Source organism: Metabacillus crassostreae, from assembly GCF_016908395.1.
GTDB classification, from domain to species: Bacteria; Bacillota; Bacilli; order Bacillales; family Bacillaceae; genus Metabacillus; species Metabacillus crassostreae.
This window is the reverse complement of the sequence record NZ_JAFBDU010000002.1, coordinates 194,510-208,206: the sequence shown is the minus strand read 5'-3', so window position 1 is coordinate 208,206 and position 13,697 is coordinate 194,510. Positions and strand designations below refer to the sequence as shown.

9 protein-coding genes are annotated in these 13,697 nt (G+C 33.1%); 7 read left to right on the top strand and 2 right to left on the bottom strand.

The annotated features are described in order from the left end of the window. The first annotated feature begins 114 nt into the window (after window positions 1–114). Window positions 115–1,407: a glycoside hydrolase family 27 protein gene (locus tag JOC75_RS08920; protein WP_204953722.1), complete on the top strand. Its 1,293-nt coding sequence runs from the start codon at window positions 115–117 to the stop codon at window positions 1,405–1,407. Between the two features lie 192 nt (window positions 1,408–1,599). On the opposite strand, the gene JOC75_RS08915 is transcribed toward JOC75_RS08920, so the two are convergent. Continuing rightward, window positions 1,600–2,472 carry an AraC family transcriptional regulator gene (locus tag JOC75_RS08915; protein ID WP_204953721.1) on the bottom strand — a complete coding sequence of 291 codons (873 nt, stop codon included), beginning with the start codon at window positions 2,470–2,472 and terminating at the stop codon, window positions 1,600–1,602. Between the two features lie 150 nt (window positions 2,473–2,622). Between JOC75_RS08915 and JOC75_RS08910 the strand changes: the two genes are divergently transcribed. Further along, a complete protein-coding gene (locus tag JOC75_RS08910) occupies window positions 2,623–4,902 on the top strand; it encodes a glycoside hydrolase family 127 protein (RefSeq protein WP_204953720.1) in 2,280 nt (759 codons plus the stop codon). Between the two features lie 421 nt (window positions 4,903–5,323). On the opposite strand, the gene JOC75_RS24345 is transcribed toward JOC75_RS08910, so the two are convergent. Continuing rightward, the gene (locus JOC75_RS24345) at window positions 5,324–7,141 is read right to left on the bottom strand and encodes a methyl-accepting chemotaxis protein (RefSeq protein ID WP_204953719.1); all 1,818 of its coding nucleotides are present in this window, start codon (window positions 7,139–7,141) and stop codon (window positions 5,324–5,326) included. A 385-nt stretch (window positions 7,142–7,526) separates the two neighbouring features. Between JOC75_RS24345 and JOC75_RS08900 the strand changes: the two genes are divergently transcribed. From JOC75_RS08900 to JOC75_RS08880, 5 genes are all read left to right on the top strand, one after another. Further along, complete coding sequence (locus JOC75_RS08900; RefSeq protein ID WP_204953718.1) at window positions 7,527–8,657, top strand: GntR family transcriptional regulator; 1,131 nt, start codon at window positions 7,527–7,529, stop codon at window positions 8,655–8,657. A 177-nt stretch (window positions 8,658–8,834) separates the two neighbouring features. Continuing rightward, entirely contained in the window at window positions 8,835–10,049 is a 1,215-nt protein-coding gene (locus JOC75_RS08895; RefSeq protein WP_204953717.1) for a sn-glycerol-1-phosphate dehydrogenase, read from the top strand. Next, window positions 10,042–10,743 carry an HAD family hydrolase gene (locus JOC75_RS08890; protein ID WP_204953716.1) on the top strand — a complete coding sequence of 234 codons (702 nt, stop codon included), beginning with the start codon at window positions 10,042–10,044 and terminating at the stop codon, window positions 10,741–10,743. The genes JOC75_RS08895 and JOC75_RS08890 overlap by 8 nt, the downstream gene beginning before the upstream one ends. A 46-nt stretch (window positions 10,744–10,789) precedes the next feature. After that, window positions 10,790–11,482, top strand: coding sequence for a YesL family protein (locus tag JOC75_RS08885; RefSeq protein ID WP_204953715.1), 693 nt, complete (start codon window positions 10,790–10,792; stop codon window positions 11,480–11,482). A 708-nt stretch (window positions 11,483–12,190) separates the two neighbouring features. Continuing rightward, window positions 12,191–13,507 carry an ABC transporter substrate-binding protein gene (locus JOC75_RS08880; protein ID WP_204954199.1) on the top strand — a complete coding sequence of 439 codons (1,317 nt, stop codon included), beginning with the start codon at window positions 12,191–12,193 and terminating at the stop codon, window positions 13,505–13,507. Window positions 13,508–13,697 lie beyond the last annotated feature (190 nt).

Here is a 13,697-nt window from a genome sequence, read left to right as displayed (position 1 = left end):
TACAAATAATAATATAGGAAAAAATACATTCGTTCAACTTGTTGTCTTGAACTATTTTCAATAAGTTAAACAATTTTGTAAACGATTACTTTTCTTGGGAGGTAGAGTAAAAAAATGAACCATCATCAATATGCATTAACACCTCCGATGGGGTGGAATAGTTGGGATTGCTATGGTGCTACTGTCAGAGAAGATGAAGTAAAAGGAAATGCAGATTATATGGCAACTCATTTAAAGCAATATGGTTGGGAGTATGTTGTTGTTGATATACAGTGGTCAGAGTCTGGGGCTGTTTCTTCTGCATATCGTCCATTTGTTCCTCTAGAAATGGATGAATACTCTCGATTAATACCAGCCGAAAATCGTTTTCCATCAGCAAAGGGTGGAAAAGGTTTCAAGCCATTAGCTGATTATATACATAATCTTGGATTAAAATTTGGTATTCACATTATGAGAGGAATTCCACGTCAAGCTGTCCACCAAAATACACCTATCCTTGGCACAAATATTACTGCAAGAGACATAGCTAAACCTAATTCAATTTGTCCATGGAATACAGATATGTATGGTGTGGATGTTTCAAAGGATGGTGCCCAAGACTACTATAATTCTCTATTTAAGCTTTATGCAGAATGGGAAGTTGATTTCGTTAAAGTCGATGATATTGCAGATTCAAAGCTTTATGGTCCACATATAGATGAAATTCAAATGATTAGAAAGGCATTAGATCAATGTGGTCGTCCAATGGTCTTAAGTCTTTCACCAGGGCCTGCTCCTTTAGAACAAGCGAGCTTACTAGAAGAAAATGCTAATATGTGGCGCATGACTGATGACTTCTGGGATCTGTGGGAATTGCTTTATAACATGTTTGATCGTTGTTATAAATGGAGTAAAAATATAGGACCAGGTTATTGGCCAGATGCTGACATGCTGCCTTTAGGACATATTGGAATTCGTTCAGTTGATGGAGGAGCAAGTGATCGTTACACAAGATTCACTAAAGATGAGCAAGTAACAATGATGACGTTGTGGTCAATCTTTCGTTCACCATTAATGTTTGGTGGGGAATTAAGAGATAATGATGAGTGGACATTATCTTTACTTACTAATCAAGAAGTCCTTGATATGCACAAAAATAGTCATAGTGCCCGACAAGTTTACCGGGAAAATGATAAAGTGGTTTGGACAGCTAAAGGTGATAGTGAAAGTGAAATTTATGTGGCATTATTTAATATAGCAGACGAAAAGCAGGTAGTATCTGTACAGCTTGAAAAATTAGGATTAAATAATTCAGTAAATGTTCCAATCAGGAATTTATGGAAACAGCAACAATTCGATTCCGTAAACAGTGAGATTAGCTATGAATTATCTCCACACTCATCAATGCTATTGAAAATAGATTTATAGTAATCTATTTTAGTTGTAAAATAGTTTTTAGCTACAGGTCAACAGCAGTGTTATTTATTTGACACTGCTTTCTTATGTAATAAGAAAGCTTCGGGCTTTGTTTTCTCCTAGCATCTCGAGGGGAAAATAATCTCTTTTTTCCTAATCATCTTATGCTAGTCGGGGTTGAACAAGGCGCTTGAGCTTTTCTTATTATTGATATCGATAATTCTCATTAATATAGGTTGTCGGAGCAACACCAGTAATTCTTTTAAATACTCTGCTGAAATAAAAAGGGTTAGAAAATCCTAAAGCATCACTCACTTCGGAAACATTTCCTTCATTCTTTTTAAACATTTCAATTGCCTTTTCAATAAGCAATTCATTTTGGTATACGTTTACACTTCTACCGGTTTGTTTTTTAAATATTGTTGATAGATAGGCGTAATTCATACCAAGGGAGGTTGCAACTGCTTCTCCAGTTAATTTATTTTCCGAGGTTCTCAATATTTTGATCATCTGATTGACTATATAATTGTTTTTTGATTCTTGCTGATCTTCTATATGATTTGAAAATAAATCAATAAAGAATTGATAAGTTTGTACTGACAGCTGTAAAGGGCGCAATGGATGAGGGTTGTCGTATAAAGCAACAAGGTTTTTTAGTTTTGATTCAGTATAATTATCGTTTGTGACTGTTCCGTGCTTTGGAAGACTTAATGAAGTATGATAGGTATCTTCATTTATTAAAGAGGACTGAGGATAATACTTGTATTCTACTTCTTCTATCAACGATTCACTTGGTGGTGAGTCATAAAAATGAATATAGAACCATTTAGTACCAGGCTTATATAAGTCTCCACCCCAATGAGATTTATTTTTTCTGAGAAATAGATATGATCCTTTATTTATACGATATTCTGATCCCTCTTCAATAACATGTATAGAGCCTTCAACGACATATATAAAAACATTAATTTTTTTCATTTTTCGATCAGGATGACGAAATATACCTATGCTATCATGAATATAACCTATGTCTCTTATTAATGGAAGAGAATATGAGTTTAACTTTATGCTATTCATAGTTATCACCTTTACCGTATGTTTTCTATCAATTTTAGAATAACATAAATATCTAAAAAAAAGATATGTAATCTATTGTTTAGTGAATTCCAGTTACTAAATTTTGCATTCATAATAGTAGTATACAATATGAAAAGCAGGTGACTAATAATGAAGAATGTAATGCTATTAGATGGTATTTTTAAAGATTCAGAGCAAATAGGGAAAGAATATTTACTGTATTTAGATGTGGATCGTCTTGTAGCTAGCTGTTATGATGCAGCTTCACAAACACCCAAAAAACCACGGTATGGTGGATGGGAAACACGAGGTATTAGTGGACATTCTATAGGACACTGGCTTTCTGCTGCAGCCACTATGTATTCAGTAACGAAGGATGAGAAATTAAAGGAAAAACTAGATTATGCAATTGATGAATTAGCACATGTTCAATCATTTGATCCATATGGATATGTAAGCGGATTTCCAAGAGATTGTTATGATAAAGTGTTTTCAGGTGGAGACTTTGAAGTTTCTCATTTTAGTTTGGGAGACTCATGGGTACCATGGTATAGCATTCATAAAATTTATGCTGGATTAATTGATGCTTATAAGATTTGTCATAATGAAAAAGCCCTTGAAGTTGTGATAAAGCTTGCTGATTGGGCAAAGGAAGGTACAAATCGATTGACAGACGAAGAATTTCAAAGAATGCTATTCTGTGAGCATGGTGGAATGAATGAAGCTATGGCTGATCTTTACTTAATTACAGGTAACCGAGATTATCTTGATCTTGCAATTAGATTTTGTCATAAAGCTGTGTTAGATCCATTATCACAAGGAATTGATGAGCTAGAAGGTAAGCATGCTAACACTCAAATTCCTAAATTAGTAGGTGCTGCAAAGCTTTTTGAAATTACTGGTGAGAAATATTATCGAGATGCAGCGGTATTTTTTTGGGATATCGTTACCAAAAACCGTTCATATGTAATAGGTGGGAATTCTAAAAATGAACATTTTGGAATTGAAAAATCAGAGGAGTTAGGAATTACCACAACTGAAACATGTAATACCTATAATATGATGAAGCTTACTGAGCATTTGTTTAGATGGACACATAAAGCTGAATATATGGATTATTATGAAAGAGCTTTATATAATCATATACTTGCTTCACAGGATCCAGATACAGGAATGAAAACATATTTTGTATCAACACAGCCTGGACATTTTAAAGTATATTGCTCTGCAGATGATTCTTTTTGGTGCTGCACAGGAACCGGTATGGAAAATCCTGCACGTTATACACGGAGTATCTATCATCAAGAAGAAGACAATCTGTTCGTGAATTTATTTATTGCATCTGAAATTAATTTGCATAAAAAGGATATGAAAATTAAACAAGAAACGTTATTCCCTGAAGTTGGTTCAACTAAATTAACAATAGAAGCTAACGAAGGTGCGTTTTTAAACATTCATATTCGTGTACCATATTGGGTGTCAAAAGAAGTAGTGGTAGAAGTTAATAATAAACAAACCGCTGCAAGTAGTGAAAATGGTTATTTGACAATAAGCAAACAATGGCAAAACGGGGATGTAATTGATATTAAGCTACCAATGGAGCTACATACTTATCAAGCTAAAGATGATTCTTCACATGTTTCATTTATGTACGGACCAATCGTCCTTGCTGGAGCTTTAGGTACAGAAAATTTTCCGGAAACCGATATATTGGATGATCATCTAAAATTAAACAACTATCCTTTAATCAGTGTACCAACACTTGTAACAGCAGAGTCAGATCTAACTAATTGGATTAAGCCAGTGGAAAGAAGTGCCTTAACATTTGAAACAGAATCAATAGGTCAACCAGGAAATGTGAAGGTAACTCTTATACCATTTTATGCACTGCATCATCAACGCTACACATTGTATTGGAATGTAATGGATAAAGAAGAATATGAGAAATTCTTATCGAAAGAACAAAGCGAATCAGAAAAATTAGCATCTATTACAGTTGATCATGTGCAGCCATATGAACAACAACCTGAAGTTGAACATAATTTAAAAACAGAGAACTCAAATTCAGGATATTTGAATGTAGTTCATGAAGGCTGGCGTGATAGTCGAAATGATGGATTTTTCAGCTATGAAATGAAGGTAGATCCGAAAAAAGATATGTATTTACACGTAACCTACTTTAGTGGTGATCAAATTTTACATTTAGATGGTATAGCTTATGAACGAGATTTCCAAATTGCTATTAACGATACTGTAATCGCAAACCAAGTATTAAATGGAGATATGTCTGACAAATTATTTAGTGTTGTTTACTCTATTCCAGGCAATCTAACGGAAAACAGAGAAAAAATAGAAGTTAAATTTGTATCAACTGAAGGTAAAATAGCTGGTGGTGTGTATGGAGTTAGAATTCTGAATGATGTTTTATAAATGATAATAAATAGTCAATCAATGAGGCTGGGACATAATTAAAGATGTCATACAAAAGGCGAATAAATCTCTAAATTCAGTTAAGTTGAAAGAAATAAGTTCGTTCCATTGCGCTGCAGACATAAGATTCGCCGGGGAGGAAGCTAAGCCTCCTCGTAAGCTGCGCGCCTGTGGGGTCTCAGCCTTTCCTCTGCACCCGCAGGAGTCAAATGTCTTCCGCTCCATTCCACTAGTTCTTAAAAAAAGTATGCAAAATCAAAAAAACCTATTGAAGACAGCAAATAAAAACCTGAGATATTAGGCGAATAATTTATTGAAATATCACCTAATATCTCGGGTTTATTTTTAGCTTAAATACTTATGTCCCAGCCTCGTTTTAATTATGTTCCAACCTTTAGTTTGTTATTTTAAACTAAAACTATTAGATCTTAAAATTCCCGATAACCTTCATTAAATCATCAGCTTGTTTAGAAAGCATTGAAGTTGATGCAGCAATCTCCTGCATTGCTGCAGAGCCTTGTTGAGATGCGGCAGCTGTTGTTTCCGTATGTGATGCATTAGTAGATGAAATTTCGATCACTTGATTAAAAGCATCTGACACTTCTTTACTAAGATTCATCGTTTGCTGGATATAATCAACCATTGTATTGACGACAGTTGTTGTCATTTGTGTTTGTTTCACAATATCTTCGAAAGAGCTATTCGTTTGCTTTGTTAGCTCTACTCCAGAGATAACTTCTTTTACTCCTTCATCATTTTGATTGATGATGACCTTTACCTCATCTTGAATAGAGCTAATAATTTGTTTTACACCACGTGCGGCATCCTGAGATTGCTCTGCTAATCTTCTGACTTCTGCTGCAACAACAGCAAATCCCTTACCTTGCTCACCTGCACGTGCAGCTTCAATAGCAGCATTAAGTGCTAATAAATTTGTTTGTTCAGCAATGTCAGTTATTGTGCTAATGATTGAAGTGATTTCGGTAGATTTCTTACCTAGTGCTTCAACAGTTTTATTTGTGTTCGACATGGTTTCTTCAATTGATAGCATTTTTTCAGAAGAGGCTTTAACAGAATCCCCACCATTTTGAGCTACCTGTTGCATTTTAATAGAGTTAGTCTTCACTGTTTCTGCTTGTTCACTTAAAGAAATTGCAGCTTTTTCAAGACTTTGCATGATATCAAATGATATCTTCATTTTTGTTTCGGTTTTTTCACTTCCAGAGGCAATCTCACTAGAAGCATTCGCAATAGAATTGATCACTGTTGTGGTTTCCTCTGTTGAAGTCAGTAAATTTTTTGTGGTTGCGGTTACATTTTGGGCCATTTTTGAAACTTGCTGTACTAAAGTGCTGATTCCATCAATTAATTGATTTGTGTCATTTGCTAAATCGGCGAGTTCATCTTTTGAATTCACCTGAATTCGTTTTGTTAAGTTACCACCAGCATTCGCAATCTCAAGAATAGAGGTGCTAATTTTATTTAAGTTTAGTTTTAACCCTCTAGTTAAGCTAAGTGCAAAGAATATAGATAATAAAATAGAGAATAGGGTTAAACTAATTGTTATGACTTTAAAAAGTGATACTTGTCCATTTAAGTCATTTATTCTACTTTGTTGATTTTTTTGTTGATCAGCAACAATCAATTCAACATCAGTTTGTATTGAATTCATATACTCTGTGCCTTCTCCAGCTTCCACAATAGTCGCAGCTTCATCTAAGCCTACAGTTTTACGAGTATTTACAAGGCTATCAGAATAAGCAACCCAGCTGTTAAAGGCTTCCTCAATGCTTGATAGCTTTGCTAGTTGACTATCATTACCTTTGAAAAGGTTTCTTAAATGTTCAAGTTCTGTAGGAATGTCATTTTTACCATTCTCAAATGGATAAATAAAATCTGTAAGCCCTGTAATAACAAATCCTCTTTGGCTTGTCTCCATACTAAGTAATATTCTTGATAAATCCTGTGTACTTGTGTTTATTTCCAAGTCATGTTGAATTAAATAATCAATTTCTTTATCTAGCTTGTTGATGTTTGTGTAAGAAGTTGTAGCGGATATAAGTAGGACAATTGATAATAAACCAAAAGATATAATTAATTTTCCGCGAATGGTGTTTATATAGGAGAAAATACCTATTTGTTTCTTATCGGCTCCAGGCTTGTTTAAATCTTTTTTCTTTAATTTAATCTGTTTTTGTTTCTTTGGAGCTTTTTCTTTTTGCTCATTTTGGTTAAACACGGTGACCTCCCCCGATTAAGCCAAAACCACCCTACCAAATCACTTGGTAGTAATAAAATATTCTCCTTCATATTACATCTTAAAAAAAGGCATTACTAGTAAAAATTACACTTTTTTTAGATTTTTTTGAAAAAAATGTCGATTTACACCCGAATAGACCTATCCGGAGTTATCGATATATTAATTTCAAAAGCTCTTCCATGTAGGTTCTCCTTAAAACGAATAGATTTAAACTGTGATGGAAACCTAAATATTGAAATTATGAAAGAAATAGCTTAAGTAAAAAATACATATTTATTCTTTTTTAAACTTTTTAGTGTATAATAAAATCAGTTGTACGAATAAGTAGTTATTAGAAACATACAAGTTGAAAGTGGTGGAACAAATGGCACAACAAACTAAAGTTAGTATGGTTAAAGAAAAAATTAAAGAGTGGATCATAGATGGTAAGGTATTACCAGGAGATAAAATTTATTCGGAAAATGAACTTGTTAAAATGTTTGAGGTAAGTAGACATACAGTCCGACAAGCTGTTGGAGATCTTGTTCATGAAGGCTGGTTATATCGAGAGCAAGGTGCCGGAACGTTTTGTTCAAATCGCTCAATTCAAGCTCAAGCTCAAAGTGTTAATTCAACAGGCAAAAATATTGGTGTGATTACAACGTATATTTCTGATTATATTTTTCCATCAATTATTAAAGGAATCGAATCATACCTAACTTCTCACGGCTATTCTTTAACATTTGCTTGTACGGATAATGATCCAGAAAAGGAAAAGCAGTGTTTAGAAACAATGATTAATTCAAATATAGATGGTCTAATCGTAGAGCCGACAAGAAGTAGCAGCTATAATCCAAACCTTCATTATTATTTAGAGATGGAGCAAAATAATACGCCCTTTTTAATGATAAATCAATTTTACCCTCAATTAAATCCACCATACATTATCATAGATGATGAAAAAGGAGGATTTATTGCAACAGATCATTTGATCAAATTAGGACATAAGAAAATTATAGGGTTATTTAAAAGTGATGATTTACAGGGACTAAACCGGATGGAAGGCTTTATACGTGCCTTCAGAGAAAATAATATCCCATTTTTCCCAGAAATGTTTATTACTTTTACTACAAAAGAGAGAGATTATCTCACTAAATTAAAGGAAGTACTAAAAGATTCTACAAATAGACCAACAGCTATTGTTTGTTATAATGATGAAATTGCAATTCAAGTTTTAAATGTCTTAAGAGAATACGATATAAAAGTTCCTAACGATCTTTCCATAATAGGATATGATAATTCTTATCTGGCTAACGCAACAGAAACAAAGCTTACTTCTGTTAATCATCCGAAAATGGATATGGGAATTGAGGCAGCAAAGTGGATTGTTGCTGAAGTAGAAGGAAGAGAAAACAAGGATAATACAAGTAGACAAAAAGTTTATGAACCTGAACTAAAGATAAGAAACTCAACTAGTTCATTGGATAAAGTAGATGATAGTAAGATTATCATTTAAGGTCTATTATCTTTCATATAAAATGTGTATGGAAAAAAGACAATTAATTTAAGGTTGCTGAGTGCATTTATCTAAAATGAAGTGCATTCAGTGTATTTTATTTATCATTATAAGTGTGATATTAAAGTGTTGTTTCGTATTTATTTGCTTAAAATGCATGAATGAGGAGGAAGATAATTGATTTCTTTAAATGAACTTACTAATTTAGCAAACACATGCACATGTGGAAATCATCATAATGATATTTTAATAGATGAAATTGTCATAAGTGAAGATGCATTAGTTAAAGCGGTAAAGTACATAGAAAAAAGTAAATTTAAAAAAGTAGTCTTAATTGCTGATCAAAATACATTTGAAGTTGCTGGTCAAAGAGTCTCTGAGTTACTAAGTGATAGAAAAATAGATTATTGTACTACACTTATTCGTGCAAACAAACAAGGTGATGTTATAGCTGATGAAGTGGCATTGATTGAAGCGATGTTAGGTATACCACAAGATGCTGATAGTATTATTGCTGTAGGTGCAGGTACGATTCATGATATTGCTAGATTTGCTAGCTTTAAGATGGCTAAACCGTTTATTTCAATTCCAACAGCCCCTTCAGTTGATGGATTTAATTCCATGGGAGCTCCAGTTGTCATTAAAGGTATAAAAACAACATATCAAATGCAGTCACCCATCGCAGTTTTTGCAGATATTAATATTTTGCAAAAGGCACCAAAACAGATGATTGCTGCAGGCTTTGGCGATATGATTGGAAAATACACATCTTTAGCAGATTGGAAGTTCTCTCATCTTATTGGAAAAGAACCATATTGTACTTTATCCGCACAGCTTACAAAAGAAGCACTAAATAAATCTGTAAATGCTTTAAAAGAAATTGTAAACGGTGAAAAAGAAGGTATAAAAATATTAATCGAATCTCTTATACAATCAGGGTTAGCAATGCTTCTAGTTGGTTATTCTTCACCTGCATCTGGTGGTGAACATCATTTATCGCATTTTTGGGAAATGGACTTTATAAAAGAGAAAAAACCACAGGTCCTCCATGGAGCTAAAGTAGGGGTTTCTACTCAAATTATTCTAGATCTTTATAAAAACAATGTGCTAGATCTAATAGGTAACCAAGACCAATTAAAGAATTTCTCTACAGCTGAAGCAAAGGTGATTCTTGATAAACAGCATGAAATCATCACAATAGTAGAACTATTACCTAAACCGAAAGAAATTGCAAATATGTTATCGATGTTAGAAGGGCCTGTTACTCCTTGTGATATAGGAATAGAGCCAGCACTTGTTCAAGACAGTTTAAATAAAGCTCATGAATTAAGAAATCGCTATACATTGTTGAAATTTTGGAACGAGCATATAGGTGAACATCAATATGTGTAAAGAATTAGAAGATGTAAAGGTTGTATGTTTTGATCTTGATGAAACATTATATGATCAACTCGAACCTTTCAGTTTAGCTCTACAGTCAGAAAATATCACCATAGAATCATCATTAATTGAACCAGTATTTAAGAAGGTACGTTTTTATAGTGATTTGCTCTGGAAAAGCTATACAAATGGTAAGATAGATTTAGATGAGTTAAGAACAGAAAGACTTATACGTTCATGTAATGATTTTAATTTAGACTTATCCAAAGAGAAGGCAAGTTTAATACAAACAGCATATGAAGAACAACAGAATTCTATTAAACCCTTTTCAGGTGTGAAATCATTAATCATAAATTTGCAAAAGAATAATAAATTGGTTGGTATTATTACAAATGGGCCAGTCGAACATCAACTAAATAAGATTAGTGCATTGGAATTGCATCTGTTAATACCTAGAAATAAAATCTTTATTTCTGATGAAATCGGGATTGCCAAACCTGACAAGAGGATTTTTCAGTTTGTTCAAGAACAATTAGCAGTGGACTCACACCAATGCTGCTATATTGGTGATAATTGGGAAAATGACATCGCTGCTCCTATTGAGGCTGGCTGGAAAACCATTTGGTTCAACTATAGAAATAGAGATTCTGAAACATGTCATTCACCTAATAAAGTAATTGAAGATTATAAGAATTTCATGATATAGACTTTTGTAATATGTTAGTAAAGAGTAAATTAAGGAGTTTGTTTATATGCAGCAGAATTTTAGCGTATTTGAAGGCATAAATCGTGTATTAGAATGGTTTGCACGATTTGCTGTTTTAAATTTACTTTGGGTAATATTTAATTTACCAATAAGTATTCTTGTCATTTCTTTAGCTCTAACCAATCAAGTGGCAGTTATTGTGACAACTTGGTTTATTATTGCACTCTTGGCGCCGTTCTTCTTTTTCCCAGCAACGACAGCTATGTATGCTGTTGTTAGAAAATGGATATTAGGAGAGCGTGATTTATCTGTAATCCGCTCATACTGGGGCTATTATCGTGAGAATTACAAAAGGAGTTTAGCTAGTGGGGCTTTACTTGTCCCGATTTGGATTATATGTGTGTTAGATATATACTACTTTTTCCAACTAAACTTAATTGTAAGTATTATTCTTATATTTATGTTAATTTTCCTATTTATATATACAACAAATCTCTTTGCGATCAATGTTCATTTTTCAATTAGCTTCAAGTCAGCGCTAAGGAATGCACTAAGCTTTACATTAATAAAACCATTTAACAGCTTGGTGATAGCGATCATCAACTTGATTATTTTATACCTTAGTCTGACAAGCTATACTTTTTTATTACCCTTTTTCACAGGATCGACTATCGCATTTCTATCTTATTACATATTTAATCAAAAATTTAGTAAGGTGCAAGAAATGCAAGAAAAATAAACAGATGGGTCAGAGTTCTATAATAGAAACTCTGACTTTTTTTATAAAATTAGAAATCAGAAGATTTAAATCTTTAATCGTTTAAGAATCTAACTCTAATCTCCTGTAATGTAAGTATGTATAATCAGCGTCTCTTTACTATGGAATTAATCAGGTACTATTGTCTTTGCTTATTATATTTTAAACATAAGATTTTATATAAAATATAATCTTTAATTTAACTATCTTGTTCGTACAAATAGATTTAGAATTAAGAAGAGCAAAAAATAAAGTAGAGTAAAAAAATAAAACAAAGTAATTCGACTTGGGAATTTACTGTAAATTAGTAGAATAACTAATGGAAATTACTAGAAAATAAACATATAAGTTTCTCCATATGTTCAATATTATGTAAAATAAGTTTACAAAGATTATAGAAAGGCTGATATCATGGGATTTTTAGGATGAATAAACACACGTACGTACCTATGAAGTAATAAAAAACAAAATAATACAATTTTTTTATAAAAACACGTTGACATGTACGAACAGGTGTAATAATATATAATTAAAGAAGCGCTTACATAACAAAGATAAAATATTCAAACAAATAAAAAAGATTAAGCCACCTTTGTTCTGTAAGTCTCCTTTTATATTAAAATAGCTTTAGGGGGGATTAAGTTGTTTAAGAAGTCTAAAAATAAACTAAGTAGGTTTTTGTTAATCTCGATGTTGGTAGTCGTTGTAGGAGGAGTTTTAGGCGCTTGTAGCAGTGAAGGTTCTGGCGGTGATAGTGGTGGTAAAGTAAATTTAACTTTCATGTTTAGCGGTCAGCCTCAAGAACAAACAGCTTTTAAAAATGTAGTTAAAAAATTCGAAGAAGATAATCCGGATGTTAAAGTAAAAACAGTAGTAACAGCTGGAGATCAATATGATACGAAACTACAAGCTGCAATTGCTGGTAACAGCGTTCCTGATGTTTTCTTCTATAATCCTGGTAATTTAAAAGCTTATGTAAACGCTGGAGTTTTAAAGGATATTACAGAATTAGTTGAAAATGCTGAAGGTGTAGATTTAACTAAGATTTGGGAAACTGGTATAAATAAATATCGTTATGATGGTGAAGTTGCTGGTCAAGGCGCAATCTACGGTTTACCTAAAGATTTAGGACCTTTCGCTTTCGGTTATAACAAAACAATGTTTGAAGAAGCTGGTGTGCCTCTTCCGGATCCAGACAAGCCTTATACACTAGAAGAATTCTTAGAAGTTAACAAACAGTTAACAAAGGATAAAGATGGTGATGGCAAACTAGATCAATGGGGTACTGGACTTAATGTTAACTGGTCATTACAACCATTTGTATGGAGTAATGGAGCAGATTGGTTAGATGAAACAAATACAAAGGTTACAGTTGATGATCCTAAATTTGCTGAAGCATTACAATATTTTGCAGATTTACAAAATGTTCATAAAGTAACACCATCTGTTGCAGAAGGTCAAACACTTGATACGTACCAAAGATGGATGCAAGGCCAAATCGGTTTCTTCCCAGTAGGTCCTTGGGATATGGGAGCATACAAAGATTTGAAATTCGAATATGATTTATTACCTTGGCCTGTTGGTTCTACAGGAGAAACAAAAGCTTGGATCGGTTCTTTAGGAATTGGTGTATCTGAAAAAACAAAGCATGCTGAATTAGCTGCTGAACTAGCATTATACTTATCTGCTGATGAAGAAGGACAACAGGCATTAGTAGATCAACAAGTTCAATTACCAAATAATACAGATGTTGCTGCTGAGTGGGCTGCAGATGATTCAATTAAGCCTGCAAATAAAGAAGAATTCTTACAAATTATTGAAACACACGGTCGTGATTTACCAACAAACTTCACTTATACAGGTGAATGGTATGATGAATTCTTCAAAAATATTCAACCAGTAATTGATGGTAAGAAAACGGCTGAAGAATATGTAAAAGAAGCACAACCAAAAATGCAAAAACTTCTTGATAAAGCAATTGAACAAGAAGAAAAGGCTAAAAACTAATATAACAAACATAGATAATATGGTGCTGGGGCAATATTCTAGCACCATTTATCTTAAAGTATTGGAAGAATAAAAATATGTACTTAAATTCTGTGTCTACAGCTCCGTGCCTTCGAAGGAAAACATTTCCTGGGTTATAAGGCAATTTGGAATTGAAGGCAAAGAAAGCCTTCTGTTCCAAATTGCCTTA